Origin of the sequence: Microbacterium sp. NPDC090003, assembly GCF_044748385.1 — a bacterium.
Taxonomy (GTDB): Bacteria; Actinomycetota; Actinomycetes; order Actinomycetales; family Microbacteriaceae; genus Microbacterium.
Window position 1 is genome coordinate 597,311 of sequence record NZ_JBIVFW010000001.1, and the last position, 17,800, is coordinate 615,110.

Annotated in this window: 14 protein-coding genes; 7 read left to right on the top strand and 7 right to left on the bottom strand. The window is 67.9% G+C overall.

Translation table 11 applies throughout. From position 1 onward, the window contains the following. Window positions 1-198: 198 nt before the first annotated feature. Window positions 199-1,350 (top strand): glutamate--cysteine ligase, encoded by a 1,152-nt coding sequence (locus tag ACIPVN_RS02985; protein ID WP_400439238.1) that lies wholly within the window; start codon window positions 199-201, stop codon window positions 1,348-1,350. Between the two features lie 3 nt (window positions 1,351-1,353). Here the strand turns inward: ACIPVN_RS02985 and ACIPVN_RS02990 are convergent, their stop codons facing one another. Continuing rightward, entirely contained in the window at window positions 1,354-2,325 is a 972-nt protein-coding gene (locus ACIPVN_RS02990) for a sugar-binding transcriptional regulator (RefSeq protein ID WP_400439241.1), read from the bottom strand. A gap of 102 nt (window positions 2,326-2,427) precedes the next feature. Here ACIPVN_RS02990 and ACIPVN_RS02995 point away from each other — a divergent pair, with 102 nt between their 5' ends. From ACIPVN_RS02995 to glpK, 3 genes are all read left to right on the top strand, one after another. After that, window positions 2,428-4,137 carry a glycerol-3-phosphate dehydrogenase/oxidase gene (locus tag ACIPVN_RS02995; RefSeq protein WP_400439244.1) on the top strand — a complete coding sequence of 570 codons (1,710 nt, stop codon included), beginning with the start codon at window positions 2,428-2,430 and terminating at the stop codon, window positions 4,135-4,137. An 87-nt stretch (window positions 4,138-4,224) separates the two neighbouring features. Next, window positions 4,225-4,980 (top strand): MIP/aquaporin family protein, encoded by a 756-nt coding sequence (locus tag ACIPVN_RS03000; RefSeq protein WP_247622605.1) that lies wholly within the window; start codon window positions 4,225-4,227, stop codon window positions 4,978-4,980. A 35-nt stretch (window positions 4,981-5,015) separates the two neighbouring features. Next, on the top strand, window positions 5,016-6,530 hold the full coding sequence (gene glpK, locus ACIPVN_RS03005; protein WP_400439249.1) for a glycerol kinase GlpK: 1,515 nt from the start codon (window positions 5,016-5,018) through the stop codon (window positions 6,528-6,530). Window positions 6,531-6,590: 60 nt separating this feature from the next. On the opposite strand, the gene ACIPVN_RS03010 is transcribed toward glpK, so the two are convergent. Then, window positions 6,591-7,472: a LysR substrate-binding domain-containing protein gene (locus ACIPVN_RS03010; protein ID WP_400439252.1), complete on the bottom strand. Its 882-nt coding sequence runs from the start codon at window positions 7,470-7,472 to the stop codon at window positions 6,591-6,593. Window positions 7,473-7,550: 78 nt separating this feature from the next. On the opposite strand from ACIPVN_RS03010, the gene ACIPVN_RS03015 reads away from it, so the two are divergent. Next, complete coding sequence (locus ACIPVN_RS03015; protein WP_400439254.1) at window positions 7,551-8,516, top strand: EamA family transporter; 966 nt, start codon at window positions 7,551-7,553, stop codon at window positions 8,514-8,516. Here ACIPVN_RS03015 and ffh read toward each other — a convergent pair. Then, window positions 8,413-9,969 carry a signal recognition particle protein gene (ffh, locus tag ACIPVN_RS03020; protein ID WP_400439257.1) on the bottom strand — a complete coding sequence of 519 codons (1,557 nt, stop codon included), beginning with the start codon at window positions 9,967-9,969 and terminating at the stop codon, window positions 8,413-8,415. The two genes, ACIPVN_RS03015 and ffh, sit on opposite strands and share 104 nt — an antisense overlap. Before the next feature lie 61 nt (window positions 9,970-10,030). Next, window positions 10,031-10,618: a TetR/AcrR family transcriptional regulator gene (locus tag ACIPVN_RS03025; protein ID WP_400439259.1), complete on the bottom strand. Its 588-nt coding sequence runs from the start codon at window positions 10,616-10,618 to the stop codon at window positions 10,031-10,033. 94 nt (window positions 10,619-10,712) lie between these two features. On the opposite strand from ACIPVN_RS03025, the gene lipB reads away from it, so the two are divergent. Further along, window positions 10,713-11,351, top strand: a complete 639-nt coding sequence (lipB, locus tag ACIPVN_RS03030; protein ID WP_400443294.1) for a lipoyl(octanoyl) transferase LipB — start codon at window positions 10,713-10,715, stop codon at window positions 11,349-11,351. After that, a complete protein-coding gene (lipA, locus tag ACIPVN_RS03035; protein ID WP_400439262.1) occupies window positions 11,348-12,337 on the top strand; it encodes a lipoyl synthase in 990 nt (329 codons plus the stop codon). The genes lipB and lipA overlap by 4 nt, the downstream gene beginning before the upstream one ends. Window positions 12,338-12,353: 16 nt before the next feature. Here the strand turns inward: lipA and ACIPVN_RS03040 are convergent, their stop codons facing one another. The 3 genes from ACIPVN_RS03040 to smc form a co-directional block, all read right to left on the bottom strand. Further along, complete coding sequence (locus ACIPVN_RS03040) at window positions 12,354-12,854, bottom strand: DUF2004 domain-containing protein (protein ID WP_400439265.1); 501 nt, start codon at window positions 12,852-12,854, stop codon at window positions 12,354-12,356. Window positions 12,855-12,898: 44 nt separating this feature from the next. Continuing rightward, window positions 12,899-13,771 carry a signal recognition particle-docking protein FtsY gene (ftsY, locus tag ACIPVN_RS03045; RefSeq protein WP_400439268.1) on the bottom strand — a complete coding sequence of 291 codons (873 nt, stop codon included), beginning with the start codon at window positions 13,769-13,771 and terminating at the stop codon, window positions 12,899-12,901. Between the two features lie 67 nt (window positions 13,772-13,838). After that, on the bottom strand, window positions 13,839-17,384 hold the full coding sequence (gene smc / locus ACIPVN_RS03050; RefSeq protein WP_400439271.1) for a chromosome segregation protein SMC: 3,546 nt from the start codon (window positions 17,382-17,384) through the stop codon (window positions 13,839-13,841). Window positions 17,385-17,800 lie beyond the last annotated feature (416 nt).

Here is a 17,800-nt window from a genome sequence, read left to right on the forward strand (position 1 = left end):
AATTGTGTGGAAGGAAACGAACTGGTCGCCTGGAGAGTGGGGTGCACATCCGGCGGAAGCTCAAAGAGGAGGACGGAAGCTGGATAGAGGGTCGAGCATGCCGTCCGACCTTCTATTCTGCCAGATGCCGGGCCCGGGCGCGAAACGTGACGACTCGGGCTGTGCCGTGTCGCGTCGGCCGCGTGCCAGAATGTGCACGTGACGCTCGAGTTCGCCCCTTCAGCCCGCTCCACCGTCGGCTTGGAGTGGGAGATCATGCTCGCCGATCCGGCGTCCGGTGATCTGGCCGGACGAGCGCCCGAGCTCCTCGCCGTGCTCGAGGAACAGAGTGCCAGCGAGCGCCATACCGTCACCGGCGAGCTCCTCACCAACACGATCGAAGTGACGAGCGGGGTGGGCGATTCCGTCGCTCACGCCGTCGACGACATCGCTCGGGCGATCGCCGCGGTGCGCGAGGCCACCGACCCGATCGGGATCGAGTTGCTGTCGGCCGGTAGCCACCCGTTCGCGCAATGGTACGACCAGCAGGTCACCGACAAGACGCGCTACCACACGCTGATCGAACGTACGCAGTGGTGGGGCCGCAACATGATGATCTGGGGCATTCACGTCCACGTCGGCGTCGACGATCATCGCAAGGTGTTCCCGATCATCAACGCGCTCACCGCATACCTCCCTCACCTGCAGGCGCTGGCGGCGTCGAGTCCGTTCTGGGCCGGTGAGCGCACCGGATACGCCTCGAATCGCGCGCTGGTGTTCCAGCAGCTGCCGACCGCCGGGCTCCCCTGGCCCCTGCACGATTGGGCGCAGTTCGAGTCCTACATGGACGATATGGTGCGCACCGGCGTCATGAAGGACGCCTCGGAGGTCCGATGGGACATCCGTCCCGCACCCCGCTGGGGCACGATCGAGGTGCGCGCCTGCGACGGGATGTCGACGTTGCCCGAACTCGCCGCCGTCGCCTCACTCGTGCAGGTCCTCGTCGAGCACTTTTCGCGAGAACTCGACGAGGGACGCGCACTCCCCACCCTGCCGTCGTGGTTCCACCGCGAGAACAAGTGGCGCGCGGCCCGCTACGGACTGGACGCGCGGGTGATCGTCGACCAGTCCGGCACGCAGCGCGACGTGCGCGACCATCTCGCTGAGACCCTCGACGAGCTCGGGCCCGTGGCACGAGCTCTCGGGTGCGAACGGGAGTTCGCCAGCGTCGGTGCGATCCTGCGCGACGGAGCCAGTTATGCGCGGCAGGTGGCGGTGGCCGACGCCGCGGAGGGCGACCTCGGGGAGGTCGTGCAGCATCTCATCCGTGAGTTCCGGTCCGGCCCGGAGGCCTCGACGCACGAAGGCTGAGCCTCAGTCCTCCGCCAGACGGCGCGCGAGTCCCTCGTCGAGGACGACATCGGTGATCAGATCCGCGGCGATCGCCGCCCGGACGCTGGCGAGCTTGGGGATGCCGGACACCACGCAGACCCGTCGGGGTACGCGTCGCAGGCGATCGAGCGTCGGACCGGTCGCCCGCGCATTGAGGCGGATGTCCTTCCAGGAGCCATCGGCTCGGAAGAAGACGGTCGCCACGTCGCCGATCGCGTGGTCCTCCCGCAGGCTCCGGTAGTCGTCGCGTCCGAGGTAACCGCCGACGTACACGCGGCTCGGCACCTCGGCCGCGGGCGATCCGAGGCTGAAGACGGCGATGTCCATCTTGGACTGCAGATCAAGCACGCGTCGCGTGCTCCGCTCCCGCCACATCGCCTCGCGCGTCGCCGGGTCGTCGAAGAACGCCGGGACCGGGAACTGCTGAACCTGCGCACCGAAGGCGCTGCCGAAGCGCTGCAGGATGTCGCTCGAGTACTCGACGCCGCTGGTCTGGGTGTTGCCCGCGCCGTTCAACTGCACGAATGTCGTGTTGTGCGTCTCCTTCTGCGTGAGACCCCGACTGACCGCGCTGATGGTCGACCCCCACGCCACGCCGATGATCATGTTGGAGTCCACGAACTGCGACAGCAGACGCCCCGCGGTCAACGCCACCCGCTCGAGACGCTCGACCTCGCTGACGATCTCGGGCATGGGCACGACGTGCGCCACGACCCGATGGCGATCGCGGATCCGCTGCTCGAGCATCCCGAGGCGCTCGAGCGGCGAGTTGATGCGGATGTCCACCAATCCGCTCTCGCGTGCGTAGCTCAGAAGCCGAGAGACCGACGAGCGGGAAGTGCCGAGCTCGCGCGCGATCACCTCCATCGTCTTGTCCTGCATGTAATAGAGCTGGGCCGCGGTGAGCGCGGCGACCAGCCTTCCGTCACGCGGATGTGCACTGTGATCAGCCAAGACCGCCTCCTTGCCCTCGATCCTTGCACATATGTGCACTGGGCTTGCGCGCAGCGGACGAGAGGTCGATGCTGGGGGGCAAGCAAGGAAGCGAGCTCGAGAATGATCGAATCGACACACTCATCGGCCGAGCGCGACGACGTACGCGCGCTCCGCGAATCCGGACGTACGACGGTGCTGCTGATCGGCGGCGGCATCAACGGAATTTCGACATTCCGTGACCTCGCCCTCCAGGGCGTCGATGTCGTGCTGGTCGAACGCGGCGACTTCGCCTCCGGGGCATCGTCGGCGTCCAGCCACATGATCCACGGCGGCATCCGCTATCTCGAGAACGGCGAGTTCCGCCTCGTGCGCGAATCCGTCGAAGAGCGCAACGGCCTCCTGCGCATCGCTCCGCATTACGTGAAGCCGCTGCAGACGACGATCCCGATCTACTCGACGTTCTCGGGCATCCTCTCGGCGCCGTTGCGTTTCCTGACGCACAAAAGCGGCAAGCCTCAGGAGCGCGGAGCGTTCCTGATCAAGATCGGTCTGACGATCTACGACACGTTCTCCCGCGACGGCGGCAGCGTTCCGCGCCACCGCTTCCTCGGCCGCAAGCGCTCGCTGGCCGAGCTGCCCGCGCTCGACCCGAACATCAAGTACACCGCCACGTACTACGACGCGTCTATGCACGACCCCGAGCGCCTCGCCCTCGATGTCCTGCAGGACGGACGGTCGGCGCACCCCGGCGCGCACGCACTCAACTACATCGAGGCGATCGCCCGAGACGGCGAGAACATCGTGCTGCGCGACCGCGAGAGCGGCACGGAGTTCTCGGTCAAGGCCGACGTGGTCGTCAACACCTCCGGCCCCTGGACCGACCTCACCAACGACGCCCTCGGCACCGACACGCGATTCATGGGCGGCACCAAGGGGTCGCACATCGTGCTCGACCACCCGGAGCTGCTCGCCGCCACGCGTGGGCGCGAGATCTTCTTCGAGCACTCCGACGGCCGCATCGTGCTGATCTACCCCCTCAAGGGCAAGGTCCTCGTCGGAACGACCGACATCGATGCGGATCCCCGTGAGGCCGCCGTCTGCACCGAGGAGGAGGTCGACTACTTCTTCGACCTGATCCACCACGTCTTCCCGCAGATCGCGGTCGACCGCGAGCAGATCGTCTACCGGTTCTCCGGCATCCGCCCGCTCCCCCGCCACGAGGACACCGCGCCCGGTTTCGTCTCGCGCGACTACCGGATCGAGGTCGACGAGAAGGGTGCTGTCCCGCTCGTGAGCCTGGTCGGCGGCAAGTGGACGACCTTCCGTGCCCTCGGCGAATCGCTCTCCGACGTCGTGCTCGGCCTGCTGAACCGCACCCGCACGGTCTCGACCGTCGGCCGCGCCATCGGCGGTGGCCGCGACTTCCCCCGCACCGAGAAGGCGAAGCGCATCTGGATGCAGGAGAACCTTCCCGGCGCCGGAGACCGTGCCGAGAAGCTTCTCGCCCGTTACGGCACCCGCGCCGCACAGGTCTGGGAGTACGTCGAGCAGGGAACGGACGCCCCGCTCGCCGGCGGCGACCTCTCCACGCGCGAGCTCGAGTGGATGGTGCAGAACGAGCTCGTCGCGCGCCTGCAGGACGTCATCCTGCGTCGCACCAGCATCGCGTTCACCGGTCATGCCGATGCCGAGGTTCTCGATGAGATCGCCGACGCGCTCGCTCCGCTACTGGACTGGGACCGTTCGAGGCACGATGCTGAACTCGAACAGACCCGCCAGCTGCTGAACGAGCGGCATGGCCTCGACATCTCGTCCCGCACCCGCGGCTGACGAGACGGAACCGTCGCCTCCCCGCGACGTAACCCAAGAAGTGTCACGGCAGGGATGGCGTGACACGTAAGAAAGGTCAAAGAAGACATGCCTGATGTCAATCTCGGTCTCTATTTCCTGTCGGAGTTCGTCGGCACGGCGATGCTGGTCCTCCTCGGATGCGGTGTCGTCGCCAACGTCGCCCTCGCGAAGAACAAGGGCTTCGGCGGCGGCTTCCTGATGGTCAACTGGGGATGGGGCCTCGCGGTGTTCGCGGGTGTCATCGTCTCGGCGTACTCGGGTGCGATCCTCAACCCGGCCGTGGGTATCGGTCTGGCGATCGCCGGCAAGATCACCTTCACGATGTTCCTCGTCGCCACCGCCGCAGAACTGCTCGGTGCGATCCTCGGTGCGATCGTCGTCTGGCTCGCCTACAAGCAGCACTTCGATGAGGAGCCGGAGGCCGCCAACAAGCTCGGCGTCTTCTCGACCGGCCCCGCGATCCGCTCTTACGGCTGGAACCTCGTCACGGAGATCATCGGTACGTTCGTCCTCGTGTTCGTGATCTTCGGATTCGCCGACTACGGCGACATCGAGGTCGGCGTGCCCGGAGGCCTCGGACCGCTCACCGCGCTGCCCGTCGCGCTGCTCGTCGTCGCCATCGGCGCCTCGCTCGGTGGACCGACCGGCTACGCGATCAACCCGGCGCGTGACCTCGGGCCCCGCATCGCCCACGCGATCCTTCCGATCAAGGGCAAGGGCTCGAGCGACTGGAGCTACTCGTGGGTGCCGGTCGTCGGACCGCTCATCGGTGGCGCGATCGCGGCTTTCGCCGCTCCCGCACTCCTCGGCCTCGCAGCCTGACGCCACCCGAATCCCACTTCAAAGGAGAACACACCATGGCTGACTACATCCTCGCCATCGATCAGGGAACCACATCGAGCCGCGCGATCATCTTCGACAAGAAGGGCAGCATCATCGCGACGGGCCAGAAGGAGCACGAGCAGATCCTGCCGAAGGCCGGCTGGGTGGAGCACGACGCCTCGGAGATCTGGCGCAACGTGCAGGAGGTCATCGGCCTCGCACTGAGCCGCGCCGACCTCACCCGTCACGACATCGCGGCGGTGGGCATCACCAATCAGCGCGAAACGGCCGTCGTCTGGGACAAGACCACCGGCAAGCCCGCCTACAACGCGATTGTCTGGCAGGACACCCGCACGCAGGCCATCGTCGACCGGCTCGCGGCCGACGGCGGAGTCGAGCGCTTCAAGCCGATCGTGGGGCTCCCCCTGGCGACGTATTTCTCGGGCACGAAGATCGCGTGGATCCTCGAGAACGTCGAGGGCGCTCGCGCGAAGGCCGAGGCCGGGGACCTCATCTTCGGCACCACCGACAGCTGGGTGCTGTGGAACCTCACCGGCGGCGTCGATGGCGGAGTGCACGTGACCGATGTCACGAACGCCTCGCGCACGATGTTCATGGACCTCGAGACGCTCGAGTGGCGCGACGACATCCTCGAGGCGTTCGGCGTGCCGCGCTCGATGATGCCGGAGATCCGCTCCTCTTCCGAGGTGTACGGTGCGGCGGAGGACTCCTCGCTGCTGCGTGAGACGCCGATCGCCGGCATCCTGGGTGACCAGCAGGCCGCGACCTTCGGACAGGCGGCGTTCCAGACCGGTGAGAGCAAGAACACCTACGGAACCGGCTGCTTCCTCATCTTCAACACCGGCGAGGAGATCGTCCACTCGAAGAACGGTCTGCTCACCACCGTCGGTTACAAGCTCGGCGACGCTCCGACCCACTACGCGCTCGAGGGTTCGATCGCCGTCACCGGATCGCTCATCCAGTGGCTGCGCGACCAGCTCGGCATCATCTCCTCGGCCCCGGAGGTCGAGGAGCTGGCGGAGAAGGTCGAGGACAACGGCGGCGTGTACATCGTCCCGGCGTTCTCGGGCCTGTTCGCACCGTACTGGCGATCGGATGCTCGTGGAGCGATCGTGGGCCTCACCCGCTACGCGAACAAGAACCACATCGCACGCGCCGCCCTGGAGGCCGTGGCCTTCCAGACCCGCGACGTACTCGACGCGGTGAACGCCGACGCCGGCGTCGACCTCACGGAGCTCAAGGTCGACGGCGGCATGGTCGCCAACGACGCTCTGATGCAGTTCCAGGCCGATGTCCTGGGTGTGCCGGTGGTCCGACCGGTCGTCGCGGAGACGACCGCCCTCGGTGCCGCCTACGCCGCCGGTCTCGCCGTCGGGTTCTGGAGTGGCCTGGACGACCTGTCCGCCAACTGGCAGGAAGACCGTCGCTGGGAGCCCTCCATGGAGAGCGACGAGCGCGACCGTCAGCTGCGCCTGTGGCGCAAGGCCGTCACCAAGTCGATGGACTGGGTCGACGAGGACGTCAAGTAACGACCGATCACCGCGAGGGGCGGGTCCGGAGGGAACTCCGGGCCCGCCCCTTCGCTGCTCTCAGACGGATGCCTCCCGATCGAGCGCCGTCAGCAACGCACGCGCGACACGCCGAGGCGAGCCGAGATCCCAGGCGACGTACTCCGTCCGCCGCGGGCCATCGACGACCTTGACCGTGCTCACCACGGTCGCGCTCGCGGGAACCGCCCCCGGGGCGAGGAGCGCGACCGCGAGTCCCTCGGCGACCAGATCGAGCATGACTCCGGCCGTGTCGACTTCGAACGCGACGTCGCGATCGACTCCCGCCGCGCGGAAGGCGACGTCGCTCTGGGCACGCCCCGACGTCCCGGCCGGGAAGTCCACGAAAGTGTCCGTCGCGAGCTCTCGGAGGCTCACTTCCGTGCGCGCCGCGAGTCGGTGCCCCCGCGGAAGCACCAGGACGTGATGATCCACGGCGATCTGCCGGTATCCGACTCCGCGGGGCTCGATCCCGGGATGCAGCCCGAGCAGCGCGACATCGAGATCACCGCGCCGGATCTTCGCGACGAGATCGTCGCTGTTCCCCATCTCCATCTCGACTCGCACGGCGGGGTGCGCGGCTCTAAAGGACGCGAGGAGGTGCGGGACGCGGACAGCGGTGACCGTCGGGATGAGCCCGATCCGCACGGTGCCCTCCAGATGATCGGGCTCGGCAACCACCGCATCGACGGCCTGCTGTGCAGAAGCGAGTGCGCGGCGTGCCGGTGCGAGGAATGCATCCCCTGCCTCGGTCACCCGGACACCCCGGCTCGACCGCGTGAACAGTCGCTGTCCGAGCTCCCTCTCCAGTGCAGCGATCTGATGACTCAGCGCGGACTGGGTGACGAAGCAACGCTCAGCGGCTCGGGTGAAGCTGAGCGTCGCGGCCACCTCGACCACATAGCGCATCTGCTGGAGCTCCATCCTTACATGATCTCATGTCATGGGTCGCATGGGCAGAATGCCTTGGACTCATACTCGCCCCGCGCTCATGCTGGGAGCATGGCCCGTCTGCGCATCCTGCTCCTCACCGCTCTCGCACCGATGGCCTGGGGGTCGACCTACCTCGTCACGACGGAGATGCTGCCACCGGGGCATCCGCTCTTCGCCGGACTCGTCCGGTCCCTGCCCGCCGGCGCCCTCGCGATCCTGCTCTCGCGCAGACTCCCCCGTGGCGCCTGGTGGGGAAAGGCGGTGGTGCTCGGCGCACTCAACATCGGTGCGTTCTTCCCCCTGCTCTTCCTCGCCGCCGAGCGCCTTCCGGGAGGGGTCGCTGCGGCGGTGGCTGGCGCTCAACCGCTGATCGTGCTCACGCTGGGTGCGCTCGTCCTGCGCGAACGCATCCGTCCGCTCGCCGCGGCCGCGGCGCTCGGAGGCGCGGTGGGCGTGGCGCTCATCGTTCTCGGGCCATCGGCGGGGCTCGATGCCTGGGGAGTCCTGGCGGCACTCGGCGGCGTGACGGCGACCGGCGCCGGGATGATCCTGACGAAACGCTGGGGACGACCGGAGGGTGTGGGTCCGATCACCTACGCGGGCTGGCAGCTCGGCACCGGAGGCCTCGTCCTCCTGCCGCTCGCGCTCCTGATCGAGGGGAAGCCACCGGTGATCGACGCGACGGCCGCGCTCGGCTACACCTGGCTCGCGACGGCGGGGGGCCTTTTCGCCTACACGCTGTGGTTCGGAGGCATCCAGAAACTGCCGGTGATCGCGCCCGGACTGCTCGCGTTGCTCTCCCCGGTCGTGGCTACGCTCCTGGGCGTCCTCGTCGTCGGCGAGTCCTTCACCGCCATCCAGGGTGTCGGGATCGCGGTCGTCCTCGCCGCCTTGGTCGGCGGACAGCTCGCAGCGACGCCCGCGCGGGCCGTCAGCTCTTGCCGAAGAGCTTCTGGATCTCGGCGAGATCTGCTTCGCTCGGCGCCTTCGCGCCGCCGCCCAGACCGAAGCCCGAACCGGTCGGCTGCGCGCTAGCGATCGCTCCGGAGTTCTCGGCCGCGCGCTTGGCCGGGTTGCCCGAGCGCGATCCGCTCGCCGACTTGCCCTTCTTGCCGCGCTTGGATGATGCGCCGGGCCGTCCCATTCCGGGAACCGGGCCCATGCCGGGGATGTTCGGGGTGCCGCCGCGGGCGACCGTCTTCATCATCTTCGCCGCCTGTTCGAAACGGGCGACGAGCTGGTTCACGTCGGTGACCGTCATGCCCGAACCCCGGGCGATGCGCAGACGACGCGAGCCGTTGAGCACCTTGGGATTGCGGCGCTCGCCCGGCGTCATCGACCGGATGATCGCTTCGGTCCGATCGATCTCGCGCTCGTCGAAGTCGTCGAGCTGCTGCTTCATCTGGCCCATGCCGGGAAGCATCCCCAGCATCTTCTTCATCGAGCCCATCTTCTTCATCTGCTGAAGCTGCTCGAGGAAGTCTTCGAGGGTGAACTGCTCGGTCGCGAGCTTCTCGGCGACCTTCATCGCCTCTTCCTCGTCGAACGCCTGCTGCGCCTGTTCGATCAGCGTGAGGATGTCACCGAGGTCGAGGATACGGCTCGCCATACGATCCGGGTAGAAGGGCTCGAGGTCCTCCAGGCGCTCACCCGTGGAGGCGAAGATGATCGGGCGACCGGTGATCGACGCGACCGAGAGCGCGGCTCCACCGCGCGCATCGCCGTCGAGCTTCGAGAGCACGACACCGGTGAAATCAACGCCCTCCTGGAAGGCCTTCGCCGTGTTGACGGCATCCTGACCGATCATCGCGTCGATCACGAACAGCACCTCGTCGGGCTGGACCGCGGCACGGATGTCGGCCGCCTGCTTCATGAGCTCGGCGTCGACGCCGAGTCGTCCGGCGGTGTCGATGATCACGACGTCGTGCTGTTGGCGGCGCGCGTGCTCGACGCCGTCGCGCGAGACCTTGACCGGATCGCCGACGCCGTTACCCGGTTCGGGGGCGTAGACGGTGGCTCCGGCCTGCTCTGCGACGACCTGCAGCTGGTTGACGGCGTTCGGACGCTGGAGGTCCGCAGCCACGAGCAGAGGCGTGTGCCCCTCGCCCTCGAGCTGCTTGGCGAGCTTTCCGGCGAAGGTCGTCTTTCCCGAACCCTGGAGACCGGCGAGCATGATCACGGTGGGAGCCGTCTTCGCGAACTGCAGACGACGCTGCTCGCCGCCGAGGATCTGCACGAGCTCCTCGTTGACGATCTGGACGACCTGCTGGGCGGGGTTCAGCGCCTTGTTGACCTCGTCGCCGAGCGCGCGCTCGCGCACCTTCGCCGTGAAGTCTTTGACGACCGCGAGTGCGACGTCGGCGTCGAGGAGTGCGCGGCGGATCTCGCGCACGGTGCCATCGACATCGCTCGCGGTGAGTTTTCCCTTCGTGCGCAGATTGCGGAAGGTCTCGGTGAGCCGATCGGAGAGCGTGCCAAACGTAGCCATGGTGCTCCGATTCTACGCGAGTCGATCGACTCGGATCGTCTGCTCGGCTCGGCTCTTCGAATCAGCGGGACCAGCGGAGGTCACCGATGACGTCGAGCGCATCGCGGAGGACGTTCTCCGGTGCCGCGCGGCCTGCCCCCTGCTCCGCCCATACCCTCAGCGACGAGAGCACCGCGGCGGCGTGGGCCGCGCCGAGGATGTCGGCACGGATCTCATCGATCCCCGAGGTGCGGGCGGCCTGCGCGATCGCCGCGCCCAGCCGCGCCTGGCGCACACCCGCATCGCGCGGGAGCTCGTCTTCGAGGCCCATCGCCGCGACGTTCCGCAGTGCGAGGGCCAGCGGGTCGGGCGCGAACTCCCGCACCGCTGCGAGCAGGATGGCGCGCACATCCGCGTCGCTCGCGTCACGATCGAGGACGTCGAGAGCGTCGGATGCCTCTGCGATGCGCGTGTCGAGGCCCGACCAGAGCACGTCGCTCTTCGACGCGAAATAGTTGAAGAAGCTCGACCTGCTCACCCCTGCCCGCCGGGTGATCTCGGCGATGGAGGTCGACTCGTATCCCTGCTCGAGGAAGAGTTCGCAGGCGGCCTCGGCGAGGGTCTCGCGAGACGACGCCTTCGGGCGTCCGGCACGACCGGTGGACTTCATGCCTTCACGGTACCGCGCTGCGCCGATGTACCGCCGCGCGCACGACGAGGCGTATTGTTGGACGCACTACAACAATGACTCGACGGGAGATCGGATGCTCGACATCGTGACGGCCGGACTCGCTCCGGACCTCGTCCCCTATGCCCAAGGATGGGAGCTTCAGCGCCGCATCCACACCGACGTGGTCGACGGCACGCGCCCCGACACGCTCATCCTGCTCGAGCACGAGGCCGTATACACCGCCGGCAAGCGGACCGAGCCGCACGAACGCCCCGCCGACGGAACGCCCGTGATCGACGTCGACCGCGGCGGAAAGATCACTTGGCACGGGCCGGGGCAGCTCGTCGGATACCCCATCGTCCGACTCGAGGAGCCGCTCGACGTCGTCGCCCACGTGCGGCGCCTGGAGCGTCTGCTGATCGACGTCCTCGGACCGCTCGGCGTCGACGGCCACCAGGTCGAGGGCAGGAGCGGGGTCTGGGTCCGCCGCCCGCTGTCCGAGGACAAGGTCGCTGCGATCGGCGTACGTGTGCAGCAGGGCGTGACGATGCACGGGTTCGCAATCAACTGCGACAACTCCCTCGCCGGCTTCCGCGACATCATCCCGTGCGGCATCACCGACGCCGGCGTCACCACCATCAGCGAGATCGTCGGGGCGGACGTCTCCCCCACCGATGTCCTCGCCTCCGTGATCCGCACCTTCGCCACCGAATACTCAGGAGTCGCCGCATGACCGCCGTCCCCGAGGGGCGCAAGCTCCTCCGCCTCGAAGTACGAAACGCCGAGACGCCGATCGAACGCAAGCCCGAATGGATCCGCACCAAGGCGAAGATGGGCCCGGAGTACACGGCCCTGCAATCGCTCGTGAAGAGCGAAGACCTGCACACCGTGTGCCAAGAGGCCGGCTGCCCCAACATCTTCGAGTGCTGGGAGGACCGGGAGGCCACCTTCCTCATCGGGGGCTCGCAGTGCACGCGACGTTGCGACTTCTGCCAGATCGACACCGGCAAGCCCGCCGACTACGACATCGACGAGCCGCGTCGCGTCGCCGAGAGCGTGGTTCGGATGAACCTCCGCTACGCGACGGTGACCAGCGTCGCGCGTGACGATCTGCCGGACACGGGAGCCTGGCTCAACGCGGAGACCGTCCGCAAGATCCACGAACTCAACCCGAACACCGGGGTCGAGCTGCTGGCCAACGAGCACAACGCCGATCCGGCGTTCCTGGGTCAGATCTTCGATGCGCGCCCCGAGGTCTTCGCGCACAACGTCGAGACCGTGCCGCGTATCTTCAAGCGCATCCGCCCGGCGTTCCGCTACGAGCGCTCGCTCGACGTGATCACGCAGGCGCGAGACGCCGGCCTCATCACCAAGTCGAACCTCATCCTGGGCATGGGTGAGGAACCGGAAGAGGTCGTCCAGGCGCTACAGGATCTGCACGACGCCGGGTGCGACATCATCACCATCACGCAGTACCTGCGCCCGTCGCCACGCCATCTCCCGGTCGCGCGCTGGGTGAAGCCGGCGGAGTTCGTCGAGTTCAAGGACGAGGCCGAGCGCATCGGTTTCCTCGGCGTGCTGGCCGGGCCTCTCGTGCGATCGTCGTACCGTGCGGGCCGACTGTGGGCGCAGTCGATGGTGTCGAAGGGACGAGAGATCCCGGCGCACCTCGCCCATATCGCCGACAGCGCGGATCTGGGGTTCGCCCAGGCCGTCTGAGCAGAAGACCGTCGCGTCAGTCGGCGCTCATCACCGACTGCACGCCGCCGTCGGAACCGAGGTTCACCAGGAGGACGTCATCGGTGGTGCCGGCGTCGAGCGCGTACTCCAGCACCGCGAACGGCTCGGATCCACCGTGCTCGTCCGCGAGGATCGTCATGCTCATGAGCCGGAGAGAACGGATGATGTCGACGGCCGCATCGCCCGAGACGTCGACGAGGACATCGGGCAGATCGTCACCGTAGGCCTCCTGCTGCTGCAGGATGTACTCGGTGACCTCGCTCGTGCGGTCGTCGACCTCCGACAGCATCCCGCGACGTGCCGTGTCATCGACGTTCTCGAGCCCGGCGATCAACGAGGCGGCGATATCGAGCGCCTCGGACGACACGTCGTCCTGATCGGGCGCGGTCAGGTCGACGGTGACGCTCTGGTCGCCGAGTTCGACCGTCTCCGACCAGAAGATCGATCCGTCCGGCCCTGAGGAGAGGAGCCCGAAGTAGTCGTGTTCGATCGCCATACCGCTATGAAACCAGCCTCATGCTCGCGACGGTAGTCCCGTCGTCATCCGACAAGTGATTGCACGAACACGTGCGGGGTGAATCCGGTCAGGTCGTCGATGCCTTCGCCCTGGCCAAGGAGCTTCACGGGGATGCCGGTGCGCTCCTGAACCGCCAGAACGAAACCGCCCTTGGCGGAGCCGTCGAGCTTCGTGAGCACGAGTCCCGTGACCCCCGCATGCTGCAGGAAGGACTCCGCCTGCATCACACCGTTCTGACCGGTCGTCGCGTCGAGCACCAGCAGCACCTCGCTGATCGGCGCCTGCTTCTCGACCACACGCCGGATCTTGCCGAGCTCGTCCATCAGACCGCCCTTGGTATGCAGACGGCCGGCCGTGTCGATGATCGCGATCTCGATGCCCTCCCGCTGGGCGTACTCGATGGTCTGGAAGGCGACGGATGCCGGGTCCTGGCCCTCCTGCTGGGGCCGGACGATAGCCGCTCCCCCGCGCTGAGCCCAGGTGGCGAGCTGGTCGACGGCCGCCGCGCGGAAGGTGTCGGCGGCGCCCACGACGACGCTGCGCTGGAATCCGCGCAGGAACTTCGTGAACTTGCCGATCGTGGTCGTCTTCCCGACACCGTTCACGCCCACCACGAGCACCACAGCGGGGCGCTCGGTGAGCTTGAGCGTCGTGTCGAACTTCGCGAAGTGCTCCTCGAGGGTCTCGCGCAGCATCCGCTGGAGGTCCTTAGGGTCGGTCGTGCGGAACCGCTCGACCTTCGCCCGGAGCTCTTCGACGATCCGCTCGCTGATGTCGGGACCGAAGTCCGCCGTGATCAGCGCGGTCTCGAGGTCGTCCCAGGTCGTCTCATCGATCGTGGGCTTGACGAACATGCCGCGCAGTGCGCGACCGAGGGACCAGGACTTCTCCGCCATCCCCCCAGCCTACGGGTCGGGAGGCATCGCAGAGTCCGCCGCCGCCCCGGCGATTCGCGCCGAGAGCTCAGCTCGCCGCGGACGCGCGATCACCCACGCGCTGCCCGACCACCGCGGAGACCCCGTCCTGACGCATCGACACGCCGTACAGCGCGTCGGCGATCTCCATCGTGCGCTTCTGGTGCGTGATCACCAGCAGCTGCGAGGTCTCCCGCAACTGCTCGAACACCGTGAGAAGTCGTCCAAGGTTCGCGTCGTCGAGCGCGGCCTCGACCTCGTCGAGGATGTAGAAGGGACTCGGACGAGCCTTGAAGATCGCCACGAGCAGAGCGACGGCTGCGAGTGAGCGCTCTCCACCCGAGAGCAGGGAGAGTCGTTCGATCTTCTTCCCGACCGGGCGCACGGCGACCTCGATCCCGGTCGTGAGCATGTTCTCGGGATCAGTGAGCGAGATGCTCCCCGTACCGCCGGGGAACAGCAGCGGGAAGACCTCGCCGAACGCCTGCTGGGTATCCGCGAACGCGCTCGCGAAGATGGTCTGCATCCGCTCGTCGAGGTCGGCGATGATCGTCATCAGGTCTTGACGGGTCTGCGTGAGATCCGCGAGCTGTTCGGTGAGGAACGCGTGACGCTGTTCCAGCGCGGCGAACTCCTCGAGCGCGAGGGGATTCACCCGGCCGAGTTGTGCGAGCTTGCGTTCGGCGTCGGCCAGTCGTCGCTGCTGGATGCGGCGGTCGAACGGGATGGTCAGGTCGACGTCGATCTCGTGGTCGTCCGAGACCTCGGCGATGTCGCGTGGAACGGGCTGATCGGGGCCGTACTCGGCGACGAGGATGTCTTCGTCGAGCGCGAGCTCGGAGGCAACGCGTTCGAGCAGCCCGGTCAGGTGGAGCTTCTTCTCGTGGATCTGCAGTTCGAGGCCGTGCACGCTCTCGGTGAGCCCGGCCAGGCGTTCCCGCAGTGAGGACTCCTGTGCCCGCAGTGCGGTGAGCTCCTGATTCTGGGCCGCCCGAGCCGTCTCGGCCTCCGCCAACGCCACGCGCGCCTCGGTGACCGAGCGGTCGAGCGAGTCGAGAACGCGCGGCAGCTCTTCGGCGACACCGGCGGCCGCCTCACGCTGCGCGCGGCGGATCACGGCACGGCGGGCGGATTCGGCCGCTGCGTCGCGCTCCTGCTCGCGCTGACGTTCCAGGGCGGTCACCCGCGACTGCGCAGCGCGTACGCGCTCACGGAGCGTCTCGACTTCGAGCCGCGCCCGCACCTCGCCCTCGCGCGCCGACTCCAACGCCTCCAGCAGCCCGTCACGAGCCGAGGCATCGAGTACGGGACGTGGAGCGGAGACGGCATCGTCGAGTGCGGCCCTCGCGGACTCCGCCTTGGCCTCGGCATCCGCCACCGCAGACTGCGCCTGTGCGAGACCGGTCTCGAGACGCTCGCACTCGGCGACCGCGGCCTCATGGCGCACCGTGATGCGGTTCACCTGCTCGGCATGCGTGGCCAGCGCCGCGTCAAGCTCGCGAAGGGCACGCAGGGCGTCCTTCGACTGGCGCCGTGTCGTCTCGACGGCCTCGTTCGCCTCTTCCCGTGCCTCCCGGAGCGAATCCACGATGACCTGCACCTCCGCGAGCCGCTCGGTGGCGGCGTCGCGCTCGGCCGCGAGCTCGAGGCGTGAGCGTTCGCCTCCCGACCCGGTACGCAGACTGTGGGCGGTGACGACGTCTCCGCCCACGGTGACGATCGTGGTCGATTCGTCGTCGAGCGCATCCAGCGCGGTGCGCGCCGCGCGGGCGGCATCGAGATCGTCGGCGATGAGGACATGAGAGAGGATGCCGAGCACTCCCGCGGGCGCATCGACCGCGGAGACGGCCGGGGTGACCCCACTCAACTGCGGGAGTTCGACCGAGCGTCGGGCGGTCTCTGCCGCGACGAAGTCGACCACTCCTCTCCGCTGATCGGCCGCTTCGGCAGCCAGCGCGAACGCATCGGCGGCTGTATCGACGAGCACGCCCTCGGCGAGGGGTCCGAGCACGGCAGCGACTGCGGCCTCGAAGCCCGATCGGACCTGGACCGCGTCGCCGACGAGCCCCCGGATACCCGGGCCGCCCGCCTTCACGATCTCGGCGGAACCTCCCGACAGAGCCAGCGCGCTCCCGAGAGCCGCCGCCTTGGCCGTCAACGAGTCGACCTCGCGCTCGGCGGCGTGCAGCCGCTCTCGCAGAGTCTCGCGCTCTGCCTCCGCCGCGGTCGCCGCACGCTGCGCGCTCTCGTACGCCGCGGAGTACTCGGCCGCAGAGCCTTCGGGCGCCTCGGCATCCTCGATGTTCTCGAGCGCCTCGGCCGCTTCCCGTCGCCGTTCGTTGGCGGCCTCCAGCGCATTCTCCTGCCGGAGCACCGCCCCGCGTACGGCCGCCAGCGCGGAGGCGGCCGCGTCAGCGGTGCCGCGCAGCTCCGAGAGGCGCATGTCGTACTCGGACACCAGAGCGCTCTGCTCCGCGATGTCGACGTCGAGGGTGTCGAGCTCGGCGCGTGCGTTCACGACCTCGCGGCTGGCCGCGACGGCCGCGTCCTGGGCATCGCCGAGGCCGGCCGAGATCTCGGTGATGTCGTCCTTGGCCTCGTCGATCGTCGCCTGCGTCACGGTGACCGCGGTCACCGCGGCATCATCGTCCTCGGTGCCGAGAAGAGCGAGGCGCTGATTGGCGAGCGTGTAGAGACCGCGCATGCGCTCCTGCACCTGCTCCAGCCCGAACGCGACGCTGCGCGCCTGATCGACGGCGACGGAGTTCTGATCCTGTTCGAGCCGGTGGATGCTCGCCCGCACGGTCTCGGCCTGGTCCGAGAGCACGAGGCGCTCGGTGTGTCGTTCGTTCTCCGTGCGCGTGTGGTCGGCCAGGGCGGTGCGCAGGGCCACGACATCGTCTGCGAAGATGCGCGCCTTCGCGTCACGCACGACGGCGGCGATCGACTGCGCTTCACGGGCGATCTCGGCCTGACGGCCGAGCGGCTTGAGCTGGCGGCGTATCTCCCCCGCGAGATCGCTCAGACGCGTCAGGTTCGTCTCCATCGCGTCGAGCTTGCGGACCGTCTTCTCCTTGCGCCGACGGTGCTTGAGGATGCCGGCGGCCTCTTCGATGAACCCGCGCCGATCCTCGGGTGACGCCTGCAGGACGGTGTCGAGGCGCCCCTGCCCGACGATCACGTGCATCTCACGACCGAGTCCGGAATCGCTGAGCAGCTCCTGCAGGTCGAGGAGCCGGCAGCTGTCGCCGTTGATGGCGTACTCGCTCGATCCGTTGCGGAAGAGCGTGCGACTGATCGTCACCTCGGCATACTCGATCGGGAGCGCACCGTCGCTGTTGTCGATGGTCAGCTGAACCTCGGCACGTCCCAGGGGGCCACGCGTCGACGTGCCCGCGAAGATGACGTCCTCCATCTTCCCGCCGCGGAGGGTCTTCGCGCCTTGCTCCCCCATCACCCAGGCGAGAGCGTCGACGACATTCGACTTACCGGAACCGTTCGGACCGACGATGCACGTCACACCGGGTTCGAAGACGAAACTCGTCGGTTGCGCGAACGACTTGAAGCCCTTGAGGGTCAGGCTCTTCAGATGCATCGGGGCACCGCTCGTTCGGGGAGAATCACGCCCATACGTTACCGGAAACACGGGATTCCGCCGGGAGAGCGCGCGGAAAGAACCGGAGAACGACACGCGCGACACGCCGTGAAACTGGGAAAATGCTTGACTCGACGTCCGGAGGTTCGCTAGCTTAGGCCACCGACGCCTCAAGAAGGGAGGTTACCGATGATGAACATTCAGCTCTCCGCACAGACCAACGGTCTGGTCGCGCACGCTTCCACTGCGCTGCGCCTCGCGTACTCGGTAACCGATCTCGGCGTCGATGGCATCGCTGTCTCCTAGAACAGCACCCGCCCTCGACTGATCCTCTCGGCGGATCCGTCCGCGCCGACCGCCCTGTGCGCCGCCGCCGATCGTCATCGATCCGCGACTCACGCCTCTCGGCATCCGCT

Excerpts from the sequence above, each read along its gene's own strand:
- ffh (WP_400439257.1), bottom strand. The coding sequence starts at position 9,969 with ATGGCTACGTTTGGCACGCTCTCCGATCGGCTCACCGAGACCTTCCGC.
- glpK (WP_400439249.1), top strand. The coding sequence starts at position 5,016 with ATGGCTGACTACATCCTCGCCATCGATCAGGGAACCACATCGAGCCGC.
- ACIPVN_RS03040 (WP_400439265.1), bottom strand. The coding sequence starts at position 12,854 with ATGGCGATCGAACACGACTACTTCGGGCTCCTCTCCTCAGGGCCGGAC.
- ACIPVN_RS02995 (WP_400439244.1), top strand. The coding sequence starts at position 2,428 with ATGATCGAATCGACACACTCATCGGCCGAGCGCGACGACGTACGCGCG.
- ACIPVN_RS03025 (WP_400439259.1), bottom strand. The coding sequence starts at position 10,618 with ATGAAGTCCACCGGTCGTGCCGGACGCCCGAAGGCGTCGTCTCGCGAG.
- ftsY (WP_400439268.1), bottom strand. The coding sequence starts at position 13,771 with ATGGCGGAGAAGTCCTGGTCCCTCGGTCGCGCACTGCGCGGCATGTTC.
- lipA (WP_400439262.1), top strand. The coding sequence starts at position 11,348 with ATGACCGCCGTCCCCGAGGGGCGCAAGCTCCTCCGCCTCGAAGTACGA.
- lipB (WP_400443294.1), top strand. The coding sequence starts at position 10,713 with ATGCTCGACATCGTGACGGCCGGACTCGCTCCGGACCTCGTCCCCTAT.
- ACIPVN_RS03000 (WP_247622605.1), top strand. The coding sequence starts at position 4,225 with ATGCCTGATGTCAATCTCGGTCTCTATTTCCTGTCGGAGTTCGTCGGC.
- ACIPVN_RS03010 (WP_400439252.1), bottom strand. The coding sequence starts at position 7,472 with ATGGAGCTCCAGCAGATGCGCTATGTGGTCGAGGTGGCCGCGACGCTC.
- smc (WP_400439271.1), bottom strand. The coding sequence starts at position 17,384 with ATGCATCTGAAGAGCCTGACCCTCAAGGGCTTCAAGTCGTTCGCGCAA.
- ACIPVN_RS03015 (WP_400439254.1), top strand. The coding sequence starts at position 7,551 with ATGGCCCGTCTGCGCATCCTGCTCCTCACCGCTCTCGCACCGATGGCC.